General features: G+C 67.8%; 28 protein-coding genes. 13 read left to right on the top strand and 15 right to left on the bottom strand.

What is annotated here, in order from left to right; genetic code table 11:
• Positions 1-8: 8 nt before the first annotated feature.
• Both AC3A3Q_RS08215 and AC3A3Q_RS08210 read right to left on the bottom strand, forming a co-directional pair.
• On the bottom strand, positions 9-437 hold the full coding sequence (locus AC3A3Q_RS08215; protein ID WP_487585777.1) for an SRPBCC family protein: 429 nt from the start codon (positions 435-437) through the stop codon (positions 9-11).
• Complete coding sequence (locus tag AC3A3Q_RS08210) at positions 434-829, bottom strand: ArsR/SmtB family transcription factor (protein WP_487585776.1); 396 nt, start codon at positions 827-829, stop codon at positions 434-436. The genes AC3A3Q_RS08215 and AC3A3Q_RS08210 overlap by 4 nt, the downstream gene beginning before the upstream one ends.
• A gap of 150 nt (positions 830-979) precedes the next feature.
• On the opposite strand from AC3A3Q_RS08210, the gene AC3A3Q_RS08205 reads away from it, so the two are divergent.
• Complete coding sequence (locus AC3A3Q_RS08205; RefSeq protein WP_487585775.1) at positions 980-1507, top strand: phage baseplate assembly protein V; 528 nt, start codon at positions 980-982, stop codon at positions 1505-1507.
• 2 nt (positions 1508-1509) lie between these two features.
• Positions 1510-1830: a hypothetical protein gene (locus tag AC3A3Q_RS08200; RefSeq protein ID WP_487585774.1), complete on the top strand. Its 321-nt coding sequence runs from the start codon at positions 1510-1512 to the stop codon at positions 1828-1830.
• 59 nt (positions 1831-1889) lie between these two features.
• Here AC3A3Q_RS08200 and AC3A3Q_RS08195 read toward each other — a convergent pair whose 3' ends face one another.
• The 3 genes from AC3A3Q_RS08195 to AC3A3Q_RS08185 all read right to left on the bottom strand — a co-directional run bounded on the left by AC3A3Q_RS08195 (position 1890) and on the right by AC3A3Q_RS08185 (position 4487).
• Positions 1890-2669, bottom strand: coding sequence for an MmyB family transcriptional regulator (locus AC3A3Q_RS08195; protein ID WP_487585773.1), 780 nt, complete (start codon positions 2667-2669; stop codon positions 1890-1892).
• Positions 2670-2736: 67 nt separating this feature from the next.
• Positions 2737-3927, bottom strand: coding sequence for a BaiN/RdsA family NAD(P)/FAD-dependent oxidoreductase (locus tag AC3A3Q_RS08190; RefSeq protein WP_487585772.1), 1191 nt, complete (start codon positions 3925-3927; stop codon positions 2737-2739).
• Complete coding sequence (locus AC3A3Q_RS08185) at positions 3924-4487, bottom strand: YaeQ family protein (RefSeq protein WP_386701210.1); 564 nt, start codon at positions 4485-4487, stop codon at positions 3924-3926. The genes AC3A3Q_RS08190 and AC3A3Q_RS08185 overlap by 4 nt, the downstream gene beginning before the upstream one ends.
• 115 nt (positions 4488-4602) lie before the next feature.
• Between AC3A3Q_RS08185 and AC3A3Q_RS08180 the strand changes: the two genes are divergently transcribed.
• A complete protein-coding gene (locus AC3A3Q_RS08180; RefSeq protein WP_487585771.1) occupies positions 4603-5484 on the top strand; it encodes a pseudouridine synthase in 882 nt (293 codons plus the stop codon).
• A 310-nt stretch (positions 5485-5794) separates the two neighbouring features.
• On the opposite strand, the gene AC3A3Q_RS08175 is transcribed toward AC3A3Q_RS08180, so the two are convergent.
• The 5 genes from AC3A3Q_RS08175 to AC3A3Q_RS08155 form a co-directional block, all read right to left on the bottom strand.
• Positions 5795-6562, bottom strand: coding sequence for a type 1 glutamine amidotransferase (locus tag AC3A3Q_RS08175; RefSeq protein ID WP_487585770.1), 768 nt, complete (start codon positions 6560-6562; stop codon positions 5795-5797).
• A 61-nt stretch (positions 6563-6623) separates the two neighbouring features.
• The gene (locus AC3A3Q_RS08170) at positions 6624-7493 is read right to left on the bottom strand and encodes an EamA family transporter (RefSeq protein ID WP_487585769.1); all 870 of its coding nucleotides are present in this window, start codon (positions 7491-7493) and stop codon (positions 6624-6626) included.
• A 47-nt stretch (positions 7494-7540) separates the two neighbouring features.
• Entirely contained in the window at positions 7541-9574 is a 2034-nt protein-coding gene (locus AC3A3Q_RS08165) for a DEAD/DEAH box helicase (RefSeq protein ID WP_487585975.1), read from the bottom strand.
• 248 nt (positions 9575-9822) lie between these two features.
• Positions 9823-11208 (bottom strand): metal-dependent hydrolase family protein, encoded by a 1386-nt coding sequence (locus AC3A3Q_RS08160; RefSeq protein WP_487585768.1) that lies wholly within the window; start codon positions 11206-11208, stop codon positions 9823-9825.
• A 145-nt stretch (positions 11209-11353) separates the two neighbouring features.
• Positions 11354-11512, bottom strand: a complete 159-nt coding sequence (locus AC3A3Q_RS08155) for a hypothetical protein (protein WP_199253101.1) — start codon at positions 11510-11512, stop codon at positions 11354-11356.
• Between the two features lie 183 nt (positions 11513-11695).
• Here AC3A3Q_RS08155 and AC3A3Q_RS08150 point away from each other — a divergent pair, with 183 nt between their 5' ends.
• Positions 11696-13255, top strand: coding sequence for a protein adenylyltransferase SelO (locus tag AC3A3Q_RS08150; RefSeq protein WP_487585974.1), 1560 nt, complete (start codon positions 11696-11698; stop codon positions 13253-13255).
• Positions 13256-13355: 100 nt separating this feature from the next.
• A complete protein-coding gene (locus AC3A3Q_RS08145; RefSeq protein ID WP_487585767.1) occupies positions 13356-14000 on the top strand; it encodes a hypothetical protein in 645 nt (214 codons plus the stop codon).
• A gap of 26 nt (positions 14001-14026) precedes the next feature.
• On the opposite strand, the gene AC3A3Q_RS08140 is transcribed toward AC3A3Q_RS08145, so the two are convergent.
• Entirely contained in the window at positions 14027-14953 is a 927-nt protein-coding gene (locus tag AC3A3Q_RS08140; RefSeq protein WP_487585766.1) for an oxygenase MpaB family protein, read from the bottom strand.
• A 315-nt stretch (positions 14954-15268) separates the two neighbouring features.
• Here AC3A3Q_RS08140 and AC3A3Q_RS08135 point away from each other — a divergent pair, with 315 nt between their 5' ends.
• The 4 genes from AC3A3Q_RS08135 (at position 15269) to thpR (ending at position 19093) form a co-directional block, all read left to right on the top strand.
• Entirely contained in the window at positions 15269-17143 is a 1875-nt protein-coding gene (locus AC3A3Q_RS08135; protein WP_487585765.1) for an ATP-binding cassette domain-containing protein, read from the top strand.
• Positions 17144-17324: 181 nt separating this feature from the next.
• Positions 17325-17924, top strand: a complete 600-nt coding sequence (locus AC3A3Q_RS08130; RefSeq protein WP_487585764.1) for an alpha-ketoglutarate-dependent dioxygenase AlkB family protein — start codon at positions 17325-17327, stop codon at positions 17922-17924.
• A gap of 62 nt (positions 17925-17986) precedes the next feature.
• Positions 17987-18532, top strand: a complete 546-nt coding sequence (locus tag AC3A3Q_RS08125; RefSeq protein WP_487585763.1) for an SRPBCC family protein — start codon at positions 17987-17989, stop codon at positions 18530-18532.
• Positions 18533-18550: 18 nt separating this feature from the next.
• Entirely contained in the window at positions 18551-19093 is a 543-nt protein-coding gene (gene thpR / locus AC3A3Q_RS08120) for an RNA 2',3'-cyclic phosphodiesterase (RefSeq protein ID WP_487585762.1), read from the top strand.
• 10 nt (positions 19094-19103) lie between these two features.
• Here the strand turns inward: thpR and AC3A3Q_RS08115 are convergent, their stop codons facing one another.
• Complete coding sequence (locus AC3A3Q_RS08115; RefSeq protein WP_487585761.1) at positions 19104-19346, bottom strand: hypothetical protein; 243 nt, start codon at positions 19344-19346, stop codon at positions 19104-19106.
• Between the two features lie 98 nt (positions 19347-19444).
• Between AC3A3Q_RS08115 and AC3A3Q_RS08110 the strand changes: the two genes are divergently transcribed.
• On the top strand, positions 19445-20044 hold the full coding sequence (locus AC3A3Q_RS08110; protein ID WP_487585760.1) for a YdeI/OmpD-associated family protein: 600 nt from the start codon (positions 19445-19447) through the stop codon (positions 20042-20044).
• A gap of 12 nt (positions 20045-20056) precedes the next feature.
• Here AC3A3Q_RS08110 and AC3A3Q_RS08105 read toward each other — a convergent pair whose 3' ends face one another.
• Together AC3A3Q_RS08105 and AC3A3Q_RS08100 are read right to left on the bottom strand one after the other, a co-directional pair.
• Entirely contained in the window at positions 20057-21106 is a 1050-nt protein-coding gene (locus tag AC3A3Q_RS08105) for a YbaY family lipoprotein (RefSeq protein ID WP_487585759.1), read from the bottom strand.
• A 54-nt stretch (positions 21107-21160) separates the two neighbouring features.
• On the bottom strand, positions 21161-22939 hold the full coding sequence (locus AC3A3Q_RS08100) for a M14 family metallopeptidase (protein ID WP_487585758.1): 1779 nt from the start codon (positions 22937-22939) through the stop codon (positions 21161-21163).
• Positions 22940-23208: 269 nt separating this feature from the next.
• Between AC3A3Q_RS08100 and AC3A3Q_RS08095 the strand changes: the two genes are divergently transcribed.
• From AC3A3Q_RS08095 to AC3A3Q_RS08085, 3 genes are all read left to right on the top strand, one after another.
• Positions 23209-23844, top strand: a complete 636-nt coding sequence (locus AC3A3Q_RS08095; protein WP_487585973.1) for a glutathione S-transferase family protein — start codon at positions 23209-23211, stop codon at positions 23842-23844.
• Between the two features lie 108 nt (positions 23845-23952).
• Entirely contained in the window at positions 23953-25557 is a 1605-nt protein-coding gene (locus AC3A3Q_RS08090; protein WP_487585757.1) for a POT-type proton-dependent oligopeptide transporter, read from the top strand.
• 40 nt (positions 25558-25597) lie between these two features.
• Positions 25598-26203, top strand: a complete 606-nt coding sequence (locus AC3A3Q_RS08085) for a rhomboid family intramembrane serine protease (protein WP_487585756.1) — start codon at positions 25598-25600, stop codon at positions 26201-26203.
• A 130-nt stretch (positions 26204-26333) separates the two neighbouring features.
• Here the strand turns inward: AC3A3Q_RS08085 and AC3A3Q_RS08080 are convergent, their stop codons facing one another.
• Positions 26334-26522, bottom strand: coding sequence for a hypothetical protein (locus tag AC3A3Q_RS08080; protein WP_487585755.1), 189 nt, complete (start codon positions 26520-26522; stop codon positions 26334-26336).
• Positions 26523-26584 lie beyond the last annotated feature (62 nt).

The following is a 26584-nucleotide window of genomic DNA, read 5'->3' as shown; positions in this document are numbered from 1 at the left end:
GGTATCGATCAGTCAAATTGGCGAGCGAGAGCGGCCAGCACCATCGTCCAGCCCGATTCGGCGGGCTTGGCGTACTCAGCGTTTTCCGGGGCCATCTCATGGGTCAGGGTCAGCAGGCTGCCATCGCCGTCGGCTGCGATCTCAACGGTTATGCGATCCCCTTGCTCGGCGTCTTCTTCCATGGCCAAGGTGAAAACCAGACGGCGCGGGCGGTCGATCTCCAGATACCGCCCGAAGTGCTCGGCATCGCCATTGGGTCGTCGCTCGACGATGGCGTAGTGACCACCCACGCGCGCTTCGATCTGCACCCGCTGCATCTGCCCGTCGGCGGTCGCGAACAGCCAGCGCCCGACCGTCGCCGGGTCGAGCCAGGCATCGAAGACACGTTCGGGCGTGGCGTCGAATCGGCGGGTGACACGGACGACGACAGGACTCATCGCTTGCTCCTGGAGGACTTGTTCGCGGGTTTGACGGTGGCGGGCGAGGCGCTCGTGGCAACTCGGTCCTCGGCATTGAGCAGCGCATCGAGAGCGTCGAGCCGCTGATTCCAGAAGCGCTCGTAGTGGCGCATCCACTCGAGCCCGGCGTGGAGTGGGCCGGCATCGAGCCGGCAGACATGCAGGCGGCCCTGCACTTCGCGCTGCACCAGGCCCGCACGCTCGAGGACCTTGATGTGCTTGGAGGCAGCCGCCAGCGAAATGTCGAACGGGGCCGCCAGCTCGCCGACACTGCGTTGCTGTCCGGACAGGTCGCGCAGCATCGCCCGCCGCGTCGGGTCGGACAGGGCGTGGAAGATCGCGTCGAGACGCTGGGCGTTACCTTCAACCATGTGGTTGAGGATTGCGGCGTCGGTCGTGATTGTCAACCATCTGGTTGAGCATGCCGACGAATGGCCGCCTTGGCCTACGCACATGGCTGTTCACGTTTGATGTTCACGGGGGGAGCCGCACGTTCAGGAACCACGCCGGAATCCAGTCGAATGCCGCACCAGACAAAGTCAGCTCCCCTCCGGCATTACGGCAAGCACCGTGGCGTGGTCGTCGACAACATCGATCCGCTGCAGCTCGGACGCGTGCTGGTGCAGGTGCCCAAGGTGATCGACGGCGGTGGCTCGCGCTGGGCGATGCCGTGCGTGCCGGTGGCCGGCCACCAGAGCGGTCTGTTCCTGCTGCCGGCGATCGGCGCACCGGTCTGGGTGGAGTTCGAACAGGGCGATCCCGAATTGCCGATCTGGGTCGGTGGTTACTGGGTGGATGCCGGCGAGCTGCCGGTGATGGCCCCGGCTGGCCAGGGCGTGCCGGCGATGCTGCTGCAGACGCCCGGCCAGAATTCGGTACTGGTGTCGGACATGCCCGGTCCCGACGGAGGCGTGCTGCTGCGCGCGCAGAACGGGGCGACCATCGCGGTCAATGAAGCGGGCATCACCATCAGCAACGGCCGCGGGGCGAGCATCGTCCTGGCTGGCACGATGGTGACCATCAACGACGGCGCATTGACGGTGGTGTAGCCATGGGCGGAGCCATCCTGCATCTCGGCGCGAGCGTCGCCTGCGCACACGGCGGTCCGGCCACGCCGACCGCGCCGTATTCGCGCGTCACCGTGTCCGGGCGGCCGGTGGTGACGGTCGCCGCGCCTTACACCATCGCCCACTGCAACCTGCCATGGCCGGCCGAGGCGCTGCGCTGCACGGGCGGGCAATGGCTGCAGGGCAGCACCCGCGTTTTTGCCGGCGGTCGCGCGCTGGTGCTCGATAGCAGCACGTCGATGTGCGTGCCCAATGGCGCGGCGATGGTGGTGATGGAATGCCAGCTGCGGGTTACGGCCTTGTAAGAGCGAGCTTGCTCGCGATCAGGCGAACAGGCGCAGTGCGATCGCGAGCAAGCTCGCTCCTACGCTGATGTGCGCAACGCTTCCGCAGTGGCGGCGTCGGCGGGGAAAAACGATTCGATCGCTATCTCCGCCAGGGTGATGTCCATCGGCGTGCCGAAGACCGTGGTGGTGCTGATGAAGGACAGCTCGCCCGACGCCGTGCGCAGGCGCAGGGGCACGACCACCGCAGGCGTGCCGGTCGTCGCTGGAGCATCGTCCGGTGCCGGATATGCGGCGAGTTCGTCGTACAGGGCGGCCAGTACTGCATCGCCGGTTGCATCCGCCTGGTGACGCAATCGATGCAGGATGTGCGCGCGCCACTGGCCAAGATTGACGATGCGCGGCGCGACGCCATCAGGATGCAGGCTCAGCCGCAGCACGTTGACCGGTGGTTGCAGCAATGCCGGTGCGGCGCCGTCCAGGAGCGGTGCGAGCGCGCGATTGGCGGCGACCAGGTTCCAGTGGCGGTCCACGGCCAATGCGGGGTACGGCTCATGCCCGGCGAGCACCAGGTCGATCGCGGCCTGCGCCTGCGCCATCGCCGGATCGTCGAGCCGGCGTTCGCTGTACATCGGCGCCAGTCCCGCCGCGGTCATCAGCACGTTGCGTTCGCGCAGCGGCACGTCGAGGCGGTCGGCCAGGCGCATCAGCATCGCCCGGCTCGGCAGCGAGCGGCCGGTTTCGATGAAGCTGATATGGCGCGTGGAGGTGTCAGCCAGGCCGGCGAGATCGAGCTGGGTCAGGTGGCGGCGCTGCCGCCAGTCGCGGATCAGCTCGCCGAGGGGACGGATCATGTTCATGGCCAGACCTTAGCCGTCCCGGGCGGTGAAGTGCATTACCCCTCAGGTAATCGCCATCGCGGCGCGACTAGACCGCCATGCCCGCCGCATGCCCGGACGCCCAGGCCCACTGGAAGTTGTAGCCGCCGAGCCAGCCGGTCACGTCGACCACTTCGCCGATGAAATACAGCCCGGGCACGCGTCGGGACTGCATGGTGCTGGACGACAGCTCGTCGGTGTCGACGCCGCCGAGGGTGACCTCGGCCGTGCGATAGCCTTCGCTGCCACTGGCGACCAGCGGCCAGTTCGAGAGCACGTCCGCGATCTCGCGCAGCTGCGGAAGGTTGAACTGCTTGATCGGCTTGTTCGGCAGCCAGACCTCGCACAGCCGCTGGGCGAAGCGCTTGGGCATTACTTCGCCGAGCACGGTCTTGAGCTCGGCGGCGGGGCGCTCGTGTTGCCACTGCTGCAGCGATTCCAGCGCGTCGCGTCCCGGCAGCAAGTCCAGGCGCAGGTCGTCGCCGGGTTGCCAATACGAGGAGATCTGCAGGATCGACGGGCCGCTGATGCCGCGGTGGGTCACCAGCATGAAATTGCTGAAGGACTGGCCGTTGCAGTTGGCGGTGACCGGCAGTGCCACACCGCTGAGGTCGGCCAGGCGCTCCTGGTGCTTGCCGCTGAGCGTGAGCGGCACCAGACCGGCACGGGTGGGCAACACCGCATGGCCGAACTGGCGGGCCAGTTCGTAGCCGAATCCGCTGGCGCCCATCGACGGGATGGACAGGCCGCCGCTGGCCACCACCAGCGCCGGTGCGGCGAACGCGCCGTGGCTGGTATGCAGGCGGAAGCTGGCGTTCTCGCCCTCGCCATGGCTGATCCGCTCGATGCTGCAGCTGGTCTCGATGCGCACGCCGGCGGCATGGCACTCGTCGACCAGCATCTTCACGATCAGCTTCGAGGAGATGTCGCAGAACAGCTGGCCGAGTTCCTTCTCGTGGTACGCGACGCGGTGGCGTTCGACCATCTCGATGAAATGCCACGGCGTGTAGCGCGCCAGCGCCGACTTGCAGAAATGCGGGTTGGCCGAGAGGAAATTGGCCGGGGTGGTGCCGGTGTTGGTGAAATTGCAGCGACCGCCACCGGACATCAGGATCTTCTTGCCAACGCGGTTGGCGTGATCGACCACCAGCACGCGCTTGCCACGCTGGCCGGCGGTCAGCGCGCACATCAGTCCGGCTGCGCCGCCGCCAATGATCGCGACGTCGTAGTGCCCCGTCATGCCCGCGCGGCTTCCTCGTCTGAGGCCATGCGGGTGAGGGGTCGGAAGGTGAAGGAGTGGCCTTCGCCCAGCCATTGCACTTCGCCGTCCTGGATCAGCACGTTCACGCGCATGCCGCGCTGCTGCACGCCAGCCAGCGCCTCGACGATGTCGGCGCCGATGTCGATGACGGTGAGGTTCTTCAGGCGCTTGAGGGCGTAGCTGTTCTTCTCCCACCAGATATCCGAGGAGCGGCCCGCGTAGTTCACGACCACGACCTGGCGCGCGCGTCCGCAGGCCTTGCGGATCCGCGACTCGTCGGGCTGGCCCAGGTCGATCCACTGCTCGATCTCGCCGGTGTAGTCGCGGCGCCACATGTCCGGGTCGTCCTCGCTGCTCAGGCCACGGCCGAACTCGAGCCGATCCTCGGCGAACAGGGCATAGGTGAGCAGCCGCACCATCAGCCGCTGTTCCGTCTCCGACGGATGCTGGGCGAGGGTGAGGTTGTAGGTTGCGTAGTGATGGCGGTCCAGGTCGCTGACTTGCAGCTCGGCCTTAACCACGGTGGCCTTGAGCGCCATGGGGGTACATCCGGTGGGGGCAGGAAAACAGGGCGCATTCTAGGCGCTGGCGGGGTGGCGTGCCGTTCTCATCGTCATTGCGACGGGGAGGCCGCCCTTCGGGGGACAATGTGCTGTGGAACCACTCCCTACCCATCGAAATGGCGTCGCCGCCAGCCGATTGCAACTGCCGCCAGGACCGTGGTCGACGGTGCTGGAGGGGCTGTGCGCGCGGTTCCCGGCGATCGGGCGTGAGCGCTGGCTCGACCGGATCGAGCGCGGGCTGGTCCGCGATGCCGACGGCCGGGCGGTCGCGGCCGATGCCGCGTACCGCGTCGGCGCGGAGCTGACGTATTACCGCGAGGTCGGGAGCGAACCGGAGATTCCATTCGACGAGGTCGTGCTGCATGCCGACGAGCACCTGGTCGTCGTCGACAAGCCGCATTTCCTGCCGGTGACGCCGGCCGGCAAGCATGTGGAGCAGACGCTGCTGGCCAGGCTGGTGCGGCGGCTGGGCAACCCGGACCTGGTGCCGCTGCACCGCATCGATCGCGGTACGGCAGGCCTGGTGCTGTTCTCGGCGCGGACGGATTCGCGCGGGCTGTACCAGGCGCTGTTCCCGCAGCGCAGGATCAGCAAGCGCTATGAAGCGCTGGCACCGGCGCTGCCGGGTGCCACGTTTCCGATGGTGCGCAGGTCGCATCTGGAACGCGGCGAGCCGTTCTTCCGGATGCGCGAGGGCGAGGGCGCGGCGAACAGCGAGACGCGGATCGAGGTGCTCGATCGCGGCGATGGCCTCTGGCGCTACGGGTTGGAGCCGGTGACCGGCCGCAAGCACCAGTTGCGCGTGCACATGGCGGCGCTGGGTGCGCCGATCCTCAACGATCCGCTGTATCCAGATTGCGGCGACCAGGTCGACGACTACGCCCATCCACTGAAACTGCTGGCGCGCTCGTTGCAGTTCGTCGATCCGCTCAGCGGGCAGAAACGGCGCTTCGAGAGTCAGCGGGACCTGTAGACCACCGTCACCCCGGCGAACGCCGGGATCCATCTCCGCCGAAGACAGTGCAACGAATTGCCTGAGCGTTGTCCGCAGGGGCGGGGAGTGCGGAGCAGCGGGACATGGATGTCCCGCGTCCCGCATAAAGACAGGAAGTCGTCTGCGGGACGTAGCACTCCCCGCCCCTGCGGACAACGCCGCTCCGGAGGAAGAAACGCCGCTCCGGAGCAAAGGCAACGTCAAGATGGATCCCGGCGTTCGCCGGGATGACGGTGACGGGGCGGAAGGCGTGTCGGCCTGGATCCCGGCGTTCGCCGGGATGACGGTCTCACGTCCACTCGCGCGACGGCAGGGTGATCCTGCGCTGCGGCGTGCCGACCAGGTCGAGGAAACGGTTGAACACATCGTGGGCCCGGCCCTGCATCGCCGCGATGTGCTCGCGCGTCTTCTGCCGGATCGTCTCCTCGCTCGCCTGCGCCGGATCCAGACCTGCCAGCTCCGCCAACTCCTCGCGATACGCCGGATTGGCCAGCCAGCGTTCGATCAGGCGCTCGTCCATCTCCAGGTGGAACTGGAACCCGTAGGCGTTGTCGCCATAACGGAACGCCTGCTGCTCGCAGCCGTCGGTGCGCGCCAGGTGCTCGGCTTCGCGCGGGACCTCGAAGCTGTAACGGTGCCACTGGAATACCGGAGCGGTGTCGCCCAACGGCGACAACACCGCGTCGGCGCGCCCGGCGGCGGTGGTCTGCAGCGGGTACCAGCCGATCTCGGGCTGGTGGTGGCGCCGCACCGGCGCGCCCAGAACGTGTGCCAGCAGCTGCGCGCCAAGGCAGATGCCCAGCACCGGCTTGCCCTGTTCGAGCATGCGTTCGATCGCCATCAACTCGGTGCGCAAATGCGGGCGCTGCGCCTGGTCCTCGACGTTCATCGGCCCGCCCAGCACGATCAGCCCGCGGTAGCGGTCGACGTTGGGCTGGAAGTCGGGCTGGCGCTCGAAATTGGCGAAGCGGATGCGGTGCCCGCGCCGGCGGATCAGCGGGTCCAGGGTGCCGAGCGGTTCGGCGGCGACGTGCTGGAAGACGAGCAGGCGGGGCATGGCGCGGGCAGGGCGGGTCGACAGCCCGACTATGCCAAATCCCGTGCCCTCGCCGGTAGCGCTATGCGCGTGGTGCAGTGGCTATGACGGCAATGGCGACCACGGCCAGGACAATCGCGGCACGGTTCCACACGCTGGTCTTCTCGCCGAAGGCGAGCACGCCGACCAGCGTGCCCAGCACCACCACGCCGATGTTCATCGCCGCGAACACCACCGACGGGTTATCCGGGAAGGCCTGGTGCGCACGCACGTAGAAGACGATGTTGCCGAAGTTGAGCAGGCCCAGCAGCAGGCCGGCGCCGAAGCTCCGCAGGCTCGGCTGCGTCTTTCCGCGCCAGAGGCGAACCGCCTGCCAGCCCAGCATCAGCACGAAGGCAATCGCGAACGCCACCTGCAGCGCCGCCAGTGAAGGCGTGCCGGCCAGCGCGATGCGTTTGAGCATCACGTCGACCACGGCGAAGCCGACCCAGACCACCAGCAGCAGGCCCATGCCGCTTGCGCCGGGCACCGCAGCGTTGTCGTCTCGCGGCCTGATCACGATGCCGGCCACGGCCAGCAGGCCCAGGGCAAGCCCGGCCATGCGCGTGGCATCGGCTGTTTCGCCGAAGAGGGTGAAGGCTGCCAGCAGCGACAGCAGCAGTGACAGGCGCTGCGCCACGTCGGTGCGGACGATGCCGGCGGTGCGCACGCAGGCGGCGAGCACCAGGAACAGCGAGGGCAGCACCACCGCCAGGCCGAGCAGTGCGGCCCATGGCGCCTGCGGCGTCCTCAGGCTGGCCAGCGATGGCTTGAGCAGCAACGCGCTCAGCACGGTGGCGGCAAGGTAGTTCCAGGTCACCAGCTGCGCCACGTCCAGACGGAAACGTGGCGCAAGCTTGAGGACCACCGCGACGAGCACGCTGCACAGCGCGCTGAACAGGATCAGGTGCATCGGCTACCGCGGTGGAGGGTGAAGGCTCTCAGGTCAGCGCGGCTCGATCAGCGCGGCTTGAACGGCTTGCGCGGACCGCCGCCATGCGGCCCGGCACCGTGCGGCTTGGGACCACCGTGCGGACGAGGACCGCGCGGCGGCGGCCGGCGATCGTCGTCGAAGCTGCGCGGTGCATCGCCATAACGGCCATGCGGGCGCTGGCCGTGACCGTGGCCGGCGTCCTCATCGGCGCGGCTGATGCGCAGCTGCTGGCCGGCGACGCGCACGCGCTTGAGGTGGTCCATGACTTCGCGCGGCATGCCTTCGGGCAAGTCAATCAGGCTGAAGTCGTCGCGGATGTCGATGCGGCCGATGAAGCGGCTCTCCAGCTCGGCCTCGTTGGCGATGGCGCCGACGATGTTGCCCGGCTTGACGCCGTGCGTGTGGCCGACCTCGATGCGGAATGTCTCCATGCCGACTTCCGGGGCGCGCTCGCCACGCGGTTCGCGCGGCTCGCGCGGTTCATGGCGGTGCTGCGCCGGACCTTCGTCGGCGAACATCGACTCGGCGGCATTGACCGACGGGCGCTCGAACGAACGCTCACCGGCGGCCGGCGGAGTGAACTGACGATCGGCATGGCGCGGGCGTTCGTCGCGCTGCTGCGGCTCGCGCGGCGTGAACTCACGCGGCGGCCTCGGCGCAGCATCACGCTCGCGGCGCGGATCGCGCTGGCCGTCACGCGGGCCACGCTCGTAGCGATCGCGCGGCGATTGCTCGCGCGCACCGCGCTCGGGGCGGTCGAAACTCGGCGCGTGCGGGCGCAGGCGCTCGGCGGTGACGTCCAGCAGCAGCGGCATGTCGCCCTGCACCAGCTTGGCCAGGGCGGCGGCAATCTCGACCGCCGGCACGTTCTGCTCGCGCTCGTAGCGCTCGACCAGGTCGCGGAACTGGCTCACGTCCGACGATTCCAGTGCCGTGGTGATGCGGCCGAGGAAGCGGTTGACGCGCTGCTCGTTGACCGTTTCCACCGTCGGCAGCTGCATCTGCTCGATCGGCTGGCGCGTGGCGCGCTCGATCGCGCGCAGCATGCCGCGCTCGCGCGGAGTGACGAACAGTATCGCCTCGCCCTTGCGACCGGCACGGCCGGTGCGGCCGATGCGGTGCACGTAGCTCTCGGTGTCGTACGGGATGTCGTAGTTCAGCACGTGGCTGATGCGTTCCACGTCGAGGCCGCGCGCGGCGACGTCGGTGGCGACCAGCACGTCGATCTTGCCGTCCTTGAGATTCTGGATGGTCTTCTCGCGCTGCGCCTGGACCACGTCGCCGTTGATGGCGGCGGCGGCGATGCCACGCGCGGCCAGCTTGTCGGCCAGCTCCTCGGTCGCCAGCTTGGTGCGGGCGAACACGATCATCGCGTCGAACGGCTCGGCTTCCAGGATGCGGGTGATGGCATCGAGCTTGTGCACGCCGCTGACGGCCCAGTAGCGCTGGCGGATGTTGGCCGCGGTCGAGGTCTTGGACTTGATCGCGATCTCGACCGGGTCCTTCAGGTAGGTCTGGGCGATGCGCTTGATCGGCGCCGGCATGGTCGCCGAGAACAGCGCGACCTGGCGCGTCTCCGGGGTCTTCTTCAGCACCGCCTCGACGTCGTCGATGAAGCCCATGCGCAGCATTTCGTCGGCTTCGTCCAGGACCAGGCAGCGCAGCTGCGACAGGTCGAGCGAACCGCGTTCGAGATGGTCGATGACGCGGCCCGGCGTGCCGACGATGACCTGCACGCCACGCTTGAGCGCCTGCAACTGCGGGTAGTAGCTCTGGCCGCCGTAGATCGGCAGGACCTGGAAACCGGGCAGGTGATGGGCGTACTTCTGGAACGCCTCGGCGACCTGGATGGCCAGCTCACGCGTCGGCGCCAGCACCAGCGTCTGCGGTGCGCGCTGGTTGGGATCGATGCGGGCCAGCACCGGCAGCGCGAACGCTGCGGTCTTGCCGGTGCCGGTCTGGGCCTGGCCGAGCACGTCGCGGCCTTCCAGCAGCGGCGGGATGGTGGCGGCCTGGATCGGGGACGGCGACTCGTAGCCGACATCGGCCAGGGCCCGCATCAGCGGTTCGGGCAGGCCCAGGTCGGAGAATTTGATGGACGGAGTGTCCGCGGACGGGTCCGTGGAGGGGGTGTTGGGCGTTTCGGCGCTCATGGGGGAGGGCTCGGCAGCGCCGGCGAACGCCGGTCGGAAGACCGCACAGTGTACCGGACAACGGTGTGTCGGCCGGGTGTAGTGCAGTGGCGACGCCAGAAAACCCCGTGCAGCAACCTGTCTGCGTTGCTGCTTTTTGCCAGTCAGCGCGCCAGTCAGCGCGCCGTCGAACTTGCCGCGGCAGCGGCCTGCAAGCCGCGAACGTCCTTCTCGACGCGACCCTCTTTCATGACGAATTGAACCTGCTTGAGCACCGTCACATCACTGAGCGGGTCGCCCGACACCGCAATCAGATCGGCGCGCTTGCCGGGCTCGAGGCTGCCGACCTGGTCGGCCAGGCCCAGCAGGTCGGCGGCGTTGACGGTGGCCGCCTGGATGGCGGTCGCCGGCGTCATGCCGTGGGCGACCATCAGCTCGAACTCGTCGGCATTGCGGCCGTGCAGGCTGACACCGGCATCGGTGCCGAAGGCAATGCGCACGCCGGCCGGCACCGCGCGCTCGAGCGACTTGCCGGTGATGCCGATGCGCCATTCGATCTTGCTGCGGACCTCGCCGGTGTAGGCGTCCGGGTTCTTCGCCAGGCGTTCCTTGTAGCCGTTGACGGTCGACAGCGTCGGCACGTAGTAGGCGCCGGTCTTGCGGAACAGGGCGATGTCGGCGTCGTCGAGCAGCGTGCCGTGCTCGATCGAATCGGCACCGGCACGCAGCGCCACGGCAATGCCGTCGGCGCCATGGGCGTGCACGGCGACCTTCTTCTTGTACAGGTGCGCGGTTTCCACGATCGCGCGTGCTTCGTCGTCGAACATCTGCTGGCCCAGGCCAGCGCCGATGCGGCTGTTGACGCCGCCGGTGGTGGCGATCTTGATCACGTCGACGCCGCGCCCGACCTGGCGGCGCACGGCGCGGCGGCAGTCTTCGGCGCCGTCGCAGGTGTTGCCGTGGACGTCGATGGCATCGTGCAATTCGTCGCGGAAGCCCAGCGTCGGGTCCATGTGGCCGGCGGTGGTGGAGATCGCGTTGCCGGCATCGATGATGCGCGGTCCGGGCACTTTGCCGGCGGCAATGGCATCACGCAGGGCGAGGGTGACGCCGTCCTCGTCGCCGAGGTTGCGCACGGTGGTGAAACCAGCGGCCAGGGTCTTGCGCGCGTTCACCGCGGCCTCGTAGGCATGGTCGGCCACGCCCTTCGATATGCCTTCCAGCTGGCCCTCGACGCCGGCCTTGTCCGAGGTCAGGTGGACATGGCTGTCGATCAGGCCCGGCAGCACGTAGCGGTCGCGCAGGTCGATGACGGTAACGGTGGCCGGCACGCCCGTGAATTCCGAAGCCTGCAGCAGTCCATCGCGAACGGCTTCGATCCGGCCATCGCGCAGCAGCAGCGTGCTCGCGCCGCGCGCCGGTCGGCCCGGGCGATCGAGCAGATGACCGGCCTGGACCAGCGTCCACTGCGGTGCGGCTTCCTGCGCGACAGCGGGCGTCATGGCGCCGGTCGCCAGCAGGGCGGGCAGCAGCAGGAGCGCCGATGGGCGGCGGGTCGTCATGGTCATTGCGGTGGATCCCCGGTGGCGTGGTTGCTCGCCGGAGCATAAGCGCGACGACCGAAGGCCGTCATCAGGCCGTCGTCAGGCCGTCCTACGGGGACGCTTCGCAGCCGGTCCTGAGGCGGGCCGGCCGGGATGGTGTGCGTCAGGACTTGTTGCTGGAGCCGCTTTCCGGGGGCTCGGGGTTGCCAGGAGGATTGGCGGTGTCACGGGCCTGCTGCTTCTTGGCCTGCTTCTCGTCCTGCTTCTTTTTCTTGGCGATTTCGCGCTGGCGCTTTTCGAAGGAGTAATTGGGCTTTGCCATGGGCGATCTCGTTGTGCGGGTGGCCAGTGTAGGGCATCGAGCTCGATTTGCCCGTGTACGGCGCATTGACGCAGCTCCGGCGCAACCGGCGCCACGCCGTTGGAAAAACGCCGCGAGGCCCGCACATCAGGCCTGCGAGCGCTGGCCGGGCCAGCCGCGACACCCCATATTGCAGCGGTGACCATGCCCACACTCGAGTTCGACAACGCCTTCGTCCGCGACCTGCCCGCCGATCCGGACACCGGTCCGGGCATACGCCAGGTCCACGGCGCCCTCTATTCGCGCGTGGATCCCACGCCGGTGGCGGCACCGCGGCTGCTGGCGCATTCGACCGAGATGGCCCGGCGCCTGGGTTTCAGCGAGGCCGACGTCGCCTCGCCGCAGTTCGCCCAGGTGTTTGCCGGCAACGCGCTGATGGCGGGCATGGAGCCGTTCGCGGCCAACTACGGCGGCCACCAGTTCGGCAACTGGGCCGGACAACTGGGCGACGGACGCGCGATCAGCCTGGGCGAGATCATCAATGCCGCCGGCGAGCGCTGGGAACTGCAACTCAAGGGCGCCGGGCCGACGCCTTACTCGCGCAGCGCCGATGGCCGCGCAGTTCTGCGTTCCTCGATCCGCGAGTTCCTGTGCAGCGAGGCGATGCATCACCTTGGCGTGCCGACGACGCGCGCGCTGAGCCTGGTCGGCACCGGCGAGTGGGTCGAGCGCGACATGTTCTACGACGGCCATCCCGAGCTTGAGCACGGCGCGATCGTCTGTCGGGTCGCGCCGTCGTTCATCCGCTTCGGCAACTTCGAGCTGCCTGCGTCGCGCGACGACGTGGAGCTGCTGCGACGCCTGGTCGACTTCTGCATCCGCCGCGATTTCCCCGAGCTGCGCGGGCAGGGCCAGGCCCTGTACGCGCAATGGTTCGCGCAGGTGTGCGAACGCACCGCGGTGATGGTCGCGCACTGGATGCGGGTCGGCTTCGTCCACGGCGTGATGAACACCGACAACATGTCGATCCTCGGATTGACCATCGACTACGGCCCCTACGGCTGGGTCGACAATTTCGATCCGGGCTGGACACCCAACACCACCGACCGCCATAACCGTCGCTACCGCTTCGGCCAGCAAGCGCAGGTGGCCTACTGGAACCTCGGACGCCTGGCCGGTTCGCTGTCGCTGCTGTTCGACGGTGTCGAAGCTTTGCAGGACGGCCTGCGCCGCTTCGTCGAAACCTGGACAGCGGCCGACCGCGACAACATCGCGCGCAAGCTCGGCCTGGACGAATGCCGCGACGAGGACGTCGGCCTGATGCAGGCGCTGCAGGACCTGATGACCGAGGCGGAAGTCGACATGACGCTGTTCTTCCGCGGCCTGGCCGATCTGGACATCGACACGCTGGACCTGGCGCCGCTGCACGAGGCGTTCTACAACGAAACGCGGCGCCAGGCCGCCGCGCCGGCGTTGCAGGAATGGCTGGGCCGCTACGCGCTGCGGTTGCGCGACCAGGCCACTGCGGCAAGCGATCGCCGTGCGCGCATGAATGCCGCCAACCCCCGCTACGTGTTGCGCAACTACCTGGCGCAACAGGCCATCGATCGCGCCACCGAAGGCGACTTCTCCGGCGTCGTCGAACTGCTCGACGTGATGCGCCATCCCTACGATGAACAGCCGGGTCGCGAAGCGTTCGCCGGGCGCCGGCCCGACTGGGCGCGCGAACGGGCCGGTTGTTCGATGCTGTCGTGCAGTTCATGAGACCGGCCACGGCCGGTTGACGGCCAGGCCTGCCACACACGCCGCCTACACGAAGCTGGCGGATGATGACGCCAACGTTCGCGGCAGGAGGGGTCCTGACATGGCCAGCATGCACGCCATCGACCGCATTCGACCGAGCGCCGCATGGGGCGCCATGGCCGCCTTCGCGCTGATGTGCTGCGCGGCTGCGGCGACGTTCGCTTCCCCACCGGTTGCAGGCGACCACGCCGTGGGCACGCTGGTGCGTGTCGACGTCAATGCCAGGCGCCTGGCCATCGCCACGGACGCCCAGACCGGCAGCGAGCTGGGGCAGGGCGGCGAGATCAATCTCTACGTCGATGCCACAACCACCGCCAGCCGTGCCGGCAAGAACATCAAACTCATCGAGCTCAAGCCCGGTGAGCGCCTGCTGGTGCGGACCACCACCAGCCGCAACCGCACCCAGGCCAACAAGATCCTGGTGCTGCCCGACACGGACATGGACCAGGGCCCCGGCCGCTATCTGCATGGCACCGTGGGCGAAGTCCGGACGGGCACGCGGATGTTGCACATCAGCCAGTCCGAAAGCCGGATCCTCAACAAGATCGGCTATGACGAGCAGACCACCGTGGTCACGCTCGATGGCAAGTCGATGGCGGTCACCAGCCTCAAGCCCGGCGACGAGATCGACACCTCGTTGCGCCTGCGCAGCAGGATCACCACGGCCAAGCAGATCGTGCTGTTGCGTCCGGGCAAAGGGCCCTGACCGCGCACGGGGGCCCTGACCGTTTGCTAGCCCCCGGGCCAGCGGTCTAGCACTGATTCGTCGATGCCCAGGCGCCGGCAGGCGCGTGGAGCGACGCCGTCGTTGAGCGCCAGGCGGAACAACGGCGCGATCGTCCGCAACGTCCTCGCCGCGACCGCGGCCTGCAGGCGCCGCGGGCGAGACATCGGCAGCCGTGCCATCGCCCACGGCGGCAGCAGCGCGGTTGCCGCGCCCAGGAACAGATCCCGCGACAGGCCGGCGGCGGGCACCGGCAGCTGGATCCGGGCCAGCACCGCCAGCACTTCGCGCGAGCGCTCGTCGTAGCGCAGGTCGTCCTGCACGCTGGCGAAGTACTCGGCGACCTGCGCCTGCGAAGCGGGCACGTCGCGCGCGCCCAGCGCTTCGGCGACGCGGCGCGATTCGGCGAAGTAGCGATCGGCGACGCCGTCGGGCATGGCCACTGGCGCGTAGCGACGGAACCCCTCGAGGAATCCGTAGCTTTCGGTGACATGCACCCAGGTCAGCAGGCGCGGATCCTGGGCCAGATAGGGCTGCCCGTCGGCGCTGACGCCGCGCACCCTGGCATGGATGGCATCGACGTGGGCGATGAGGCGTTCAGCTTCGGCGCGCCCGGCGTAGGTGGTGCCGGCGACGAAGTTGGTGGTGCGGCGCAGCCGTCCGAGCAGGTCGGTGCGGAACTGCGAATGGTCCCAGACCCCGGCCAGCGCCAGCGGGTGCAGCGTCTGCAGGATCAGCGCGCACAGGCCGCCGGAGAGCATTCCGGGGAAGTCGGCGTGGATGCGCCAGGTGACGCTGTCGGGGCCGAACAGGCCCGGGTCGCCGGGCGGATGGTCGTAGTCGATGCCGCTCTGGCCGCGCGGGAAGGCGCCCAGGACCCATCGGCGTATCCGCGCGGTGGCGGGAGCGGCGAGGGCGTGCAGCGGGGAGTTCATCGGCTTGCGCTCAACCCGTCGCGAGTGGGGGCGGCTGGTTCCAGTCGCCCCTTGTCACGTGCCGTGCTTGCAGCGCCGAGATCGCCGCGACCGCCGCGATCAGGCCTTGCCGGCCTTCTTCTCGCTCTTCGCGGCGCGCTTTTCCTTCATCGTCTTCTCCGGCTTCTTCTTCGTTTCTTTCTTGCGATCCATGCCCTTGCTCATGGTTTTCCCCTTGTCAGGTGGCCACGGCACCGTGCTGCGGCCTGGCGCCAAGTATGCGCCGGCGGCAACGCGCTTGGCACTGTGACGGCCCGTGCCAAGTAGAATGGCCGGATGCCCCTGATGACCCTGCAAAACGTCGACTACAGCGTCGGCGGCCCGCTGCTGCTGGAAAATGTAGCCCTGACCATCGATGCCGGTGAGCGAATCGCCCTGATCGGGCGCAACGGCGCCGGCAAATCCACCCTGATGCGCCTGCTGGCCGGAGAGATCCACCCCGACGGTGGCGAAGTCCGCCGCGAAGGCGGCGTGCGCGTGGCGCGGCTGGAGCAGGAAGTGCCGAGCGATGCTGGCGGCGACGTCTGGGACGTGGTCGCCGGCGGACTGGGCGACCTGGGCAAGTGGCTGGCCAAGTACCACCACATCATTCATGCCGACCACGTCGACACCGACGCGTTGGCCAAGGTGCAGGCGAAGATCGAGGACGCCAACGGCTGGTCGCTCGATCAGCGCGTGACCGAGACCCTGGATCGCCTGGGCCTGGATGGCGACGCGCTGTTCTCGAGCCTGTCCGGTGGCCTCAAGCGCCGCGTGCTGCTGGCCCGCGCGCTGGTCTCGGCGCCGGACCTGCTGCTGCTGGACGAACCGACCAACCACCTCGACATCGAAGCAATTGATTGGCTGGAAAACTTCCTCAAGGGCTGGCAGGGCGCATTGCTCTTCGTCACCCATGACCGCCGCTTCCTGCGGTCGCTGGCCACGCGCATCGTCGAGATCGACCGCGGCCAGGTCACCAGCTGGCCCGGCGACTGGGCCAACTACGAGCGACGCCGCGAGGAGCGGCTCAACGCCGAAGCGCAGGAGAACGCGCGCTTCGACAAGATGCTGGCGCAGGAAGAAGTGTGGATCCGCCAGGGCATCAAGGCCCGCCGCACCCGCGACGAAGGCCGCGTGCGTCGCCTGAAGGCGATGCGCGTGGAACGCATGCAACGTCGCGACCTCACCGGCAACGTCAAGATGGCGCTGGCGCAGGGCGAAGCGTCCGGACGCAAGGTGGTCGAGGCCAAGGGCGTCAGCTTTGGCCACGGCGAGCGGCAGCTCATCACCGATCTGTCGACGACCATCTTCCGCGGTGACCGAATCGGCCTGATCGGCCCCAACGGCAGCGGCAAGACGACACTGATCAAGTTGCTGCTGGGCGAACTCAAGCCCGACGTCGGCGAGATCCAGCTCGGCAGCAACATCCAGGTGGCGTATTTCGACCAGTACCGCGCAACCCTGCGCGAGGACTGGAACGCACTGGAGAACGTCGCCGAAGGCCGCGAGTTCGTCGAGGTCGGCGGCAAGTCCAAGCACGTCATCGGCTACCTGCAGGATTTCCTGTTCACGCCCGAGCGCGCCCGAGCACCGATCACCCGCCTGTCCGGCGGCGAGCGCAACCGCCTGCTGCTGGCCAAGCTGTTCGCGCAGCCGTCCAACCTGCTGGTGATGGACGAACCGACCAACGATCTCGACGTCGAGACGCTCGAGCTGCTCGAAGAGATGCTCGGGGATTACCCCGGCACCCTGCTGCTGGTCAGCCACGACCGCGACTTCCTCGACAACGTCGTGACTTCGACCCTGGTCATGGAAGGCGAGGGCCGCGTCGGCGAGTACGTGGGCGGCTACACCGATTGGCTGCGACAGCGCCCGGTTGCTTCGGTCAGCGCGCCGGGCAAGCCGGTTCTGGCACCGGCAACGCCGGTGGCCGCCGCTCCCGCAGCGGCACCCAAGCGCAAGCTGAGCTACAAGGAAACGCGCGAGCTGGAGCAGTTGCCGCTGCGGATCGAATCCCTCGAGACCAGGCTGGCCGAGCTCACCGCGCAGATGAACGAGCCGTCGTTCTTCCAGCGCGATGCGGCGGCGATCAACGCGCACAACGCGCTGCTGGCGCAGACGCAGCTGGATCTGGACGGGGCCTACGCGCGCTGGAGCGAGCTGGACGCCTGAGGCACACCACCGTCGTTCCCGCGAAGGCGGGAACCCATGGACGTTGCCCTTGCTCCGTCATCCCCGCGAAGGCGGGGACCCAGCGACTTTGCACCTGAAACCGTCGTCCCGGCGAACGCCGGGCCCCTTTCTGACTTTGCCGTCTCAACCGCTGAGACGCTCCCGAACCAAAGTCATCCGGATGCGCCACGCCTCCGCCCAGCCCGAACTCTTCGCGTCCGGCCCACGCACGCTGATCACCGACGCCGAGGGCGGCGTGCGCTACTGGCCGCGGTTCATAGACGACGGCCTGGCGGCGCGCTGGTTCGCCATCCTTCGTGAAGCGGTCGATTGGCAGGCGCAGCAACGCCCCATGTACGACCGGGTCGTCGACGTGCCACGCCTGGTCGCCGGCTATCGGCTCGATGACGCAGCGCTGCCTGGGCCGCTCGCCGATGCCGCCGTGCGCCTGCGCGAGCATCTGTCGGCGCCGTTCAATGCGGTGGGCCTCAACTACTACCGTGACGGCAACGACAGCGTCGCCCCACACAACGACAAGCTGCACAGCCTCGTGCCCGCCCAGCCGATCGCGCTGCTCTCGCTCGGTGCGCCGCGGCGCATGGCCATTCGTGCCAAGGTGCCGCCGGCGCGCAGCATGCACATCGACCTGGAGCCCGGCAGCCTGCTGGTGATGAGCCATGCCTCGCAACTGCACTACCTGCACGGCATCGCCAAGACGCGTGAGCCGGTCGGGCCGCGGATCAGCCTGGCATACCGGGTGAGGCCGCCGGACCGGCACTGACCGCACTTGCGGCGACCGGTGGGCGATGGGTTAATTGCGCCGGATCCTGCCGGAGGTGATGCATGCAATCTACGCACATCGCAATTGTCATGGCACTTGCCTGCGCATCGCTGCCGGCCACGGCGGCGGTCAAGGACTCGTCGCCGACGGGATTCACCGTCGAGAACAGCGAAGTGGTGCCGGTCGACGCGGACACGGCGTGGACGGCGTTGGTCGGCGATGTCGATCGCTGGTGGCCGAAGGATCACACCTGGTGGGGCAAGGCATCGAAACTGTCCATCGATGCGCGCGCCGGTGGCTGCTTCTGCGAGATCGCCGGATCGCAGCAGGCACAGCATCTGACGGTCAGCTTCGTCGACCCGGGCAAGACCCTGCGCATGCTCGGTGGACTGGGACCGTTGCAGGGGATGGGCATCAGCGGCGCGCTGGAGTTCCGCCTGGCCGCGGCCGAAGGCGGGGGCACGCGCATCACCCTGTACTACCGCGCCGGTGGCTATTCGCCAGACGACCTGGGCAAGTTCGCGCCCGTGGTCGACCAGGTCCAGGGCCTGCAACTGCGCGGGCTGGCGGACTACCTGCGCAAGCAGGCGCCATCGTCAGGACGCTGACGAGCAGGGCGCGTTTGCATGAGTGACGGCCCGCAGAGGCATCGCCTGTTCTTCGCCCTGTGGCCGGACGATGCGCTGCGGCATTCGATCGACGAGGCGGCGGCTCGCCTCGAGAAGGAACTCGCTCCCGGTGGGCGCCGGCTCAACGCCGCGCGCTTGCACATGACGCTGCAGTTCCTCGGTGACTTCGCTTCGTTGCCGCCGGCATTGCTCGACGACGCATGCGCGGCTGCGGCGCAGGTGCGCGCGTCGCCCTTTGGACTGGAACTGGATCGCGCCGGCAGCTTCCGCGGCAGCAATGTCTGGTGGCTGGGCCCGACAGAAACTCCCGCAGGCCTGCAGGAACTTTGGGAGTCGCTGGGCACCGCGCTGCGCCAGCGCGATGTGCCGATGCGGCCGGCACCGGCCTTCAGTCCGCACGTGACCATCCAGCGCAACGTGCGCCGCCATCTTTCCGCCACGCCGATCGCGCCACTGCCGTGGCCGGTGCGCGACTTCGTCCTGGTCGACAGCCAGTCCGGCCAGACCTACCGGATCATCGAACGCTGGCCGCTGCATTAGCAGCCAGACTTCAGTGTCGAATCTCGATCTGCGGTTCGCGGTCGATACTGCCGTCTTCGCGCACGACGACGAAGTCGCGGGCCGTGGCGAACAGCACCGGCGTCGGATGTTCCAGCGGCTCGCGGATGAAGGCCAGCTTCCAGCCGTAATGTTCGCAGGCGACCAGCATCCGGGCCTGCGGACCGGTCAGGCCGATGCGCCGCTGCCGTACATGGATGTCGCTGCCGGGTGTACGTCGATCACGCAGGGCCATGGCCGTTCCCCCTTCGCTGCCGGTGACATTTTCCGCCCCTCGTCTATTCCAACGTGGAAGCATGTGCACAATAGGACGCGCTCACTCCGGACCCGTCCATGGCTGCCCTCGACCCGCGAATCGACGCCTATATCGCCCGTTCCGCGGAGTTCGCCAGGCCATTGCTCACGCACTTGCGCGCGGTCGTCCATGGCGGCTGCCCCGAGGTCGAGGAAACGATCAAATGGGGCATGCCGAGTTTCACCTACCGCGGCAAGATCCTGTGCGGAATGGCGGCCTTCAAGCAGCACGTCGGATTCGGTTTCTGGCAGGGCGAGCAGATCGAGGGCGCCGCGCGCAGCGAGCAGGGCATGGGCCAGTTCGGCCGCATCACGCGCCTTGCGGACCTGCCCGGCAAGCGTGAATTGACCGGCTTCATCAAACAGGCGATGGCGCTGATCGACAGCGGCAGCACGCGTCCGGCCAGCAAGGCCGCCAAGGCCAGGCCGGCGCTGGAGGTTCCCGAGGATCTCGCCGCCGCATTGCAGGGCAACGCGACGGCGCGCGCGCATTTCGAAGCGTTCCCGCCCAGCTATCGGCGCGACTACATCGAGTGGATCGTCGAAGCCAAGCGCGCGGAAACCCGGCAGCGACGGCTGCAGCAGACCCTGGAATGGGTGGCCGAGGGCAAGTCGCGCAACTGGAAGTACATGTCGTAGCGGCACACGCCTTCAGTCCCGCAGGAAGGCGCCGCAACCCTTGTATGTCTTGTCACCGGCGCTGAGTTGCGCGCTGGCCTCGAACGAACTGCCGCTCATGTCGTCCTGGCATGGCTTGCGTTCGATCTTCAGCTCGACCTGCGTGCCGTTGGCGGTCTTGCCACTGAAGCCGGTTCCACCCTTGATGGGCTGCGCGTTGGCGACCTCGATCTTGCGTGCGCCGTAATCGAGCTCGGCGCGCATCACCGGCGCCTCGCCCATGCCGACCTCGACCCACCAGCCCGGTTCGTTACCGACCGCGCGGAAACCGATGTCGCGTGCCTTGGCCGCTTCCCACGGCGAGGGACCATCGGCCTGCTTGCACTCGCGCTTCTCTTCGCCGGTCAGCGTAAGCGTGCCGCTGTCACCCTTGGTCCAGAACTCGTTGCCCTTGTCGTCGGCATAGCGTGCGCCGGAGGCGGACATCGCCAGCGGGATCGTCAGGTCGCGACCGGAGAACGAAAGCACGGTGCGTTCGGGCTGGCTGAAATCGGCGCTGAGGCGAAGCTCGCCGCATTGCCAGTAGCTGGTCTTGTCTGCGGCGGCGGCCGGCGCGGGCGACGTCACGCGCACCAGCTGCAATTCGACCGGCACGTTGGCGGCGGGGTCCACCGTCGTGCGCGTGTCGGTGACGAACCAGAGCTTGCCATCGGGCCCGATCAGCGACGCATGCAATCCATACTGGCCACCGCTGCGCAGCTTGACCGGGTCATAGGGCAGGCTGAAGGCGAACGGCGGGCCCGAAAGGTCCTTGAACGTCATGTCCGACAGCACCGCATCGGGCGTGTCGGCGAGCTGGTTGTCGATCAGCTGCACGCGCAGGCTCGAGCCCGGCGGCATCATGATCCGCTCGCGGTAAGCCGCGCTGCCGGTGATCGCGTGCGCACCCTGGGTCAGCGGTGGCGCGGGCGCGGTCGAAGCAGCCCCGGAGTCGTTGCCTGGCTGGCAAGCCGCCAGTGACACCGCCAGGGCGATGCCGAACAGGCTGGGCAACGACGACGAAAACGGCTTCGACTCGAACATGGGCATCTCTCCTGGGAAGATGCCCAGCCTAACGGCGCGAATGTTGAAAACGCGTCAGCGCGGTGTGCCATCGGTGCGCAGCACCGGGTACAGGCGGTAGCGCGAATCCCACGAAGAATGGCGCCGGGCGAAGAATTCCAGTCGCGCCTGCGGGTCGGCGGCGAAGGCGGCGTCGTCCTTGAGACGTTGCTCAAATTCGGCCTTGACCTTCGGGTCCTTGAGCATCTGCCGGGCCACGTCCTCGGCGACGTAGTCCTCCATGTATTCCTTGCGCTCGAAGTTGTTGTTGAACTCGCCCCAGGCCACCAGCGCATCAGGCGCCTGCGGTTCCAGCAGCGCCATGACCAGCCGCGCCTCGGGCTGTGCGATCGGCACGAACAGGGCGCCGGCGGCGACGTCCTGGGTCTCGGCCTTCCACTGGCCGCTGAGCGTCAGGCGCTGGTGCCCTTCGACCGACTGCGCGCCGAAGCTGGCCTTGTCGGCGCGGAATGCTTCGACCCTGGCCTTCGACTGTGCGCCGGCAAGGCGGCGGTAGCTGATGCCGTGCTGCTCGAGCTTGGCCGCAACCCAGCCCGCATGCGCGGCCGGCACGAGGTAACCGCCCCGCGGTGCGGTGACGACGTGGTCGGGCACGATCTGGTCGCGGAGCGGGAGCTTCCAGATCTGAGGCCTGGTCTCGTCGTAACGGGTCATCAGCGCGCCCGACACTTCCGACGGCGTGCGCGTGTAGGCATATCCGCGGAAGTCGATGGTGCGGCTCTTGTCGGTGGCCTTGTAGTCGAGGGCGACCGGCTGGCCGCCGAGGGCTGCGGCGCGCCTGTCGGCCTCCGCGGTCTGCTGCTGCCATTGCGCGCCATTGCTGGCGACCAGGTCGAGCAGGGCGACGATGATGTTGCGCGTGACCTTGACGCGATGCGGATACTCGCGCCAGGAATGCGTCTCGACCAGCATGCCCAGGCGATTGCGCAGCTGGAAGTAACCGTGCGAGAAGCGTGGCGTGGGAACGCCGTCCTCGAAGCCGGAATCGGGTTCGTCGCTCTTCACGAACGACGGATAGAACGGCAGCGGCAGCGAGCCTTCCGCGGCCAGCCGCTCGATCACGCCGTCGCGCAGGGCGGTGCCGGCCGCGCGCAGTGCCTCGTCGCCGCTGTTCACCGGTTCGACCTGGATCGAGACGTCGTGTTCGAACTTGGCGCCGTCGGTGACGTGCAGGTCGACGTAGGCCAGCGGATCCCAGGCGTCGACCAGCTTCAGCATCGCCTGCATTTCGGCCGTGTCGGCCTTCACGTAGTCGCGGTTGAGGTTGTAGTTCTGCGCGGTGGTGCGCCAGCCCATCTCCCCCGGGCCGCGCTGGTTGGGACGGTTCCAGCGGGCGAAGCGCTCGTGGCCGTCGACGTTGAACACCGGCACGAACAGCAGCACCTGCTTGTCGAGCGCGCCGGGCGCGGCTTCGCCGTCGAGCGCCTGGCGCAGGGCGAGGAATCCGGCGTCCTTGCCGTCGATCTCGCCGGCATGGATGCCGCCCTGGATCAGCATGACCGGCAAGCCCTTGGCCTTCGCCGCTTCCGGCGTGAACGCACCGGCCTTCGACACGACCAGCACCTTCATCGGCCGGCCTTCGGGCGTGGTGCCGAAGTCGCTGCAACGCACCGCGTCGGGATAGCGCCGTGCGAACTCGGTGCACAGGGCGATGACCTCGTCATAGCGACCGGTTTTCACGAAGCCGCTGCGCTCGGACACGGTGGTGAGCGCGGACGAGGTCGGGGCGGCGAGGGCGGGGAGCGTGGTGAGCAGTGCGGCGAGGGTTGCGACGGCGAGCGGCGAACGGGTCATTGCGCGGGCATCTCACGAAAATGTCGCGGCATGGTAGCCGAGATGAGTCAGGGCCTTTGCTGGCTCGGGTCACGCTGCTGCCATCGGTATGGCAGCAGCAACTCTCCTTCCCGTCGTCCCGGCGAACGCCGGGACCCAGGCCCGTAACGCATCAAGGACCTTGGTCATTGACACTTCGACACTGGATCCCGGCGTTCGCCGGGATGACGGATTGCATGTTCACGCATGCGATCATTGCCACCTAGATCGAATTACCTCCCGGGGATCCAATCATGTACAGCCTCTATTACTCGCCCGGCGCGGCGAGCCTCGTCGTCCATTGGTTGCTGATCGAGTTCGACGCACCGCACGAACTGCGCCTGGTCGACACGCAGGCCCGGCAGCACAAGTCCGACGACTACCTCGCGCTCAACCCCAACGGCCTGGTGCCGACCCTGGTCGCCGACGGCAAGCCCCTCTACGAGGCAGCGGCACTCGTGCTGCATCTGGCCGATCGCCATGCCGACTCAGGCCTCGCGCCCGCGGTCGACAGTCCGCTGCGCGGCCCCTACCTGCAGTGGATGTTGAACCTGGCCAACACCGTGCAATCGCCGATGCGGTTGTGGTGGTACCCCGGCGACATCATCGGCGACGACCAGGTCGATGAAGTGCGCGAAGGCACCCGCCGCCGCGTCGAGGCCGCCTGGGATCGACTGGACGCACACCTGGCCGCCAATGGCCCGTACCTGCTCGGCGAGCGCCTGAGCGCGGCCGACTTCTACCTCGCCATGCTGATGCGCTGGACCCGCAACATGCCGCGCCCCGGTCACGACTGGCCGCACCTGGCGGCGCTGGCGCAGGCCCTGAAGGCACGACCGTCCTTCAAGACCCTGTACGAACGCGAAGGCCTGACCGACTGGGCCTGAGCGACGGAGAGCACTGATCGGGTAGGCTTGCCCATCCGCCGCTGCCGGCGCTGCCGGCCGCGGCACGCCCGCACTGAATCCGTGAACGTACCCGCAGGACCGCCGTAGATGACGACCACCGCAAGCGCCGCCACCGCCGAACACCAGGGGGATTCCCAGGGCAAGATGCCCCGGCAGATTCCCTACATCATCGGCAACGAGGGCTGCGAGCGGTTCAGTTTCTACGGGATGCGCAACATCCTGACGCCGTTCCTGGTCAGCACGCTGCTGCTGTACGCACCTGAAGCCGAACGTGCAGGCATCGCAAAGGACGTCTTCCACAGCTTCGTCATCGGCGTGTACTTCTTCCCGCTGCTCGGCGGCTGGCTGGCCGACCGCTTCTTCGGCAAGTACCAGACCGTGCTGTGGTTCTCACTGGTCTACTGCGTCGGCCACGCCTGCCTGGCCATCTTCGAGGACAACCGCACCGGCTTCTACACCGGTTTGTTCCTGATCGCGCTGGGGTCAGGCGGCATCAAACCGCTGGTGGTGTCGTTCTGCGGCGACCAGTTCGACCAGAGCAACAAGCACCTGGCGAAGATCGTCTTCGACGCCTTCTACTGGATCATCAACTTCGGCAGCTTCTTCGCCTCGCTGCTGATGCCGATCTTCCTGCGCGAGTACGGCCCGGCCGTGGCCTTCGGCATTCCCGGCGTGCTGATGTTCATCGCCACCTTCATCTTCTGGCTGGGCCGCAAGCAATACGTCAACGTGCCGCCGGCCGCGGCCGACCCGCACTCGTTCCTGCACGTGGCGCGAACCGCGCTGCTGTCGCAGTCGCCTGGGCAGGGCCGGCCGGGCCTGGTCGTGGCGGCCATCGGCGGCGTGCTTGCGGTCGGCGCGCTGCTGCTGATTCCCAAGCTGGGATTCGTGATCTGTGCCTGCATGGCGCTGGGCCTGATCATCGCCTTCGGCGGCATGGGCACCTCGATGCAGCTCGACCGCGCCCGCGGCAAGCACCCGCAGGCCGCGGTCGATGGCGTGCGCGCGGTGCTGCGCATCCTGATCGTGTTCGCGCTGGCGACGCCGTTCCACTCGCTGTTCGACCAGAAGGCCTCGACCTGGGTGCTGCAGGGCAACGAAATGGTGATGCCGCACGACTCCTGGTGGTGGCCGAGCTGGCTGATCAAGGACGCCGCGCAGATGCAGGCGATCAATCCGCTGCTGGTGATGCTGCTGATCCCGTTCAACAACATCGTGCTGTATCCAGCGCTGCGCAGGCTCGGCTACGAGCCGACCGCGCTCAAGCGCATGGGGTGGGGCATCGCGTTCTCCGGCGTGGCCTGGATCGGCGCCGGCCTGATCCAGCTGTACCTCGATGGCGGCCATGCGGTGACGCTGGACTGGCAGATGCTGCCATACGCATTGCTGACCTTCGGCGAAGTGCTGGTGTCGGCGACCGCGCTGGAGTTCGCCTACAGCCAGGCGCCGCGCGCGATGAAGGGCGTGATCATGGCCTTCTGGTACCTGGCCATCACCTTCGGCAGCCTGTGGGTGCTGCTGACCAATGCCAGCGTCCGCAACGACGCGGTGATCTCGCATATCGCCAACACCGGACTTAGCGAGAACGCCTTCCTGATGTTCTTCTTCGCCGGCTTCGCATTCGTCGCCGCGGCGGCGTTCGCTCTGTACGCGCGCACCTACCCGATGCAGGACAACTACCGCAGCGCATGATGCCGACCACTGCCGACATCGATGCCAGGAGCTTCAACGGATGCTGACTTTCATACTGATCGCCGTGACCGTGGGCGTCTCGTGGCTGGCCTTCGAGCGGCCGCAGCTGCTCAACCGCCTGATCCTGTGGCCGCCGGCGATCGACCGCAACCACCAGTACGACCGACTGGTGACGCATGGATTCATCCATGCCGACTGGTCGCACCTGCTGTTCAACATGATCACGCTGTATTTCTTCGGTCGCGTGATCGAAGGCGTGATCGGGCAGTTGATCGGGCCGTTCGGCTTCCTGCTGTTCTACCTGTCGGCGATAGTGATCGCGATCCTGCCGACGTATCTGCGCCATCGCCACGATCCGAGTTACCGCAGCCTCGGTGCCTCCGGCGCGGTGTCGGCGGTGCTGTTCGCCTACGTGCTGCTCAAGCCGTGGTCGCTGATCATCGTGTTCGTGCTGCCGATGCCGGCGATCCTGTACGCGGTGGCCTACGTCGCCTATTCGTTCTGGATGGATCGTCGCGGCGGAGACAACATCAACCACAGCGCGCACCTGTCGGGTGCGATCTATGGCGTGTTGTTCATGCTGCTGATGGAGCCGCGCGTGGGAACGATCTTCCTGGAGCGCCTGATGAATCCGTCCTTCGGCTGAGAAGGACGGACCGCGGCAGCAGGAGGGACTGCGGCGGACCTGCGACACGCAGGCCCGCCGCGCTCAGGGCGCCCCCCAGCTACCCGAGCTGGTGCCGACCGGGCCGCAAGACCCGGTCGAACGCAATCAGTCAGGCCGCGTGGCGGTCCGACGTCGGTTCGCCGTCGGCGCCGTAGGTCTCGAGCAGGCGGGCGTAGATTTCGGCATCGATCTGTGACGACTCGATCGAGCCTTCCTTGCCGTTCTGGACCAGGTCGAACATGCGCGTCATCAGGGCGTCGTCGCTGACGTGGCCGAGGGTCAGGTGGTGCACGGTCATGGGTGTTCTCCGTACTGACTTTCCTGCTTGGTATCACGCAGATTCCGTGCCAGCCGTCTCAC

Source organism: Lysobacter sp. Soil_C_59, assembly GCF_057656415.1.
Note: the sequence above shows the minus strand (reverse complement) of the source record. Positions and strands in the feature narration are given on the sequence as shown.

Bases quoted from the DNA above. Each gene is read 5' to 3' on its own strand.
- AC3A3Q_RS08215 (WP_487585777.1), bottom strand. From the start codon at position 437: ATGAGTCCTGTCGTCGTCCGTGTCACCCGCCGATTCGACGCCACGCCC.
- AC3A3Q_RS08210 (WP_487585776.1), bottom strand. From the start codon at position 829: ATGGTTGAAGGTAACGCCCAGCGTCTCGACGCGATCTTCCACGCCCTG.
- AC3A3Q_RS08205 (WP_487585775.1), top strand. From the start codon at position 980: ATGCCGCACCAGACAAAGTCAGCTCCCCTCCGGCATTACGGCAAGCAC.
- AC3A3Q_RS08200 (WP_487585774.1), top strand. From the start codon at position 1,510: ATGGGCGGAGCCATCCTGCATCTCGGCGCGAGCGTCGCCTGCGCACAC.
- AC3A3Q_RS08195 (WP_487585773.1), bottom strand. From the start codon at position 2,669: ATGAACATGATCCGTCCCCTCGGCGAGCTGATCCGCGACTGGCGGCAG.
- AC3A3Q_RS08190 (WP_487585772.1), bottom strand. From the start codon at position 3,927: ATGACGGGGCACTACGACGTCGCGATCATTGGCGGCGGCGCAGCCGGA.
- AC3A3Q_RS08185 (WP_386701210.1), bottom strand. From the start codon at position 4,487: ATGGCGCTCAAGGCCACCGTGGTTAAGGCCGAGCTGCAAGTCAGCGAC.
- AC3A3Q_RS08175 (WP_487585770.1), bottom strand. From the start codon at position 6,562: ATGCCCCGCCTGCTCGTCTTCCAGCACGTCGCCGCCGAACCGCTCGGC.
- AC3A3Q_RS08170 (WP_487585769.1), bottom strand. From the start codon at position 7,493: ATGCACCTGATCCTGTTCAGCGCGCTGTGCAGCGTGCTCGTCGCGGTG.
- AC3A3Q_RS08165 (WP_487585975.1), bottom strand. From the start codon at position 9,574: ATGCGGGCCCTGGCCGATGTCGGCTACGAGTCGCCGTCCCCGATCCAG.
- AC3A3Q_RS08160 (WP_487585768.1), bottom strand. From the start codon at position 11,208: ATGACGACCCGCCGCCCATCGGCGCTCCTGCTGCTGCCCGCCCTGCTG.
- AC3A3Q_RS08155 (WP_199253101.1), bottom strand. From the start codon at position 11,512: ATGGCAAAGCCCAATTACTCCTTCGAAAAGCGCCAGCGCGAAATCGCC.
- AC3A3Q_RS08150 (WP_487585974.1), top strand. From the start codon at position 11,696: ATGCCCACACTCGAGTTCGACAACGCCTTCGTCCGCGACCTGCCCGCC.
- AC3A3Q_RS08145 (WP_487585767.1), top strand. From the start codon at position 13,356: ATGGCCAGCATGCACGCCATCGACCGCATTCGACCGAGCGCCGCATGG.
- AC3A3Q_RS08140 (WP_487585766.1), bottom strand. From the start codon at position 14,953: ATGAACTCCCCGCTGCACGCCCTCGCCGCTCCCGCCACCGCGCGGATA.
- AC3A3Q_RS08135 (WP_487585765.1), top strand. From the start codon at position 15,269: ATGCCCCTGATGACCCTGCAAAACGTCGACTACAGCGTCGGCGGCCCG.
- AC3A3Q_RS08130 (WP_487585764.1), top strand. From the start codon at position 17,325: ATGCGCCACGCCTCCGCCCAGCCCGAACTCTTCGCGTCCGGCCCACGC.
- AC3A3Q_RS08125 (WP_487585763.1), top strand. From the start codon at position 17,987: ATGCAATCTACGCACATCGCAATTGTCATGGCACTTGCCTGCGCATCG.
- thpR (WP_487585762.1), top strand. From the start codon at position 18,551: ATGAGTGACGGCCCGCAGAGGCATCGCCTGTTCTTCGCCCTGTGGCCG.
- AC3A3Q_RS08115 (WP_487585761.1), bottom strand. From the start codon at position 19,346: ATGGCCCTGCGTGATCGACGTACACCCGGCAGCGACATCCATGTACGG.
- AC3A3Q_RS08110 (WP_487585760.1), top strand. From the start codon at position 19,445: ATGGCTGCCCTCGACCCGCGAATCGACGCCTATATCGCCCGTTCCGCG.
- AC3A3Q_RS08105 (WP_487585759.1), bottom strand. From the start codon at position 21,106: ATGTTCGAGTCGAAGCCGTTTTCGTCGTCGTTGCCCAGCCTGTTCGGC.
- AC3A3Q_RS08100 (WP_487585758.1), bottom strand. From the start codon at position 22,939: ATGACCCGTTCGCCGCTCGCCGTCGCAACCCTCGCCGCACTGCTCACC.
- AC3A3Q_RS08090 (WP_487585757.1), top strand. From the start codon at position 23,953: ATGACGACCACCGCAAGCGCCGCCACCGCCGAACACCAGGGGGATTCC.
- AC3A3Q_RS08085 (WP_487585756.1), top strand. From the start codon at position 25,598: ATGCTGACTTTCATACTGATCGCCGTGACCGTGGGCGTCTCGTGGCTG.
- AC3A3Q_RS08080 (WP_487585755.1), bottom strand. From the start codon at position 26,522: ATGACCGTGCACCACCTGACCCTCGGCCACGTCAGCGACGACGCCCTG.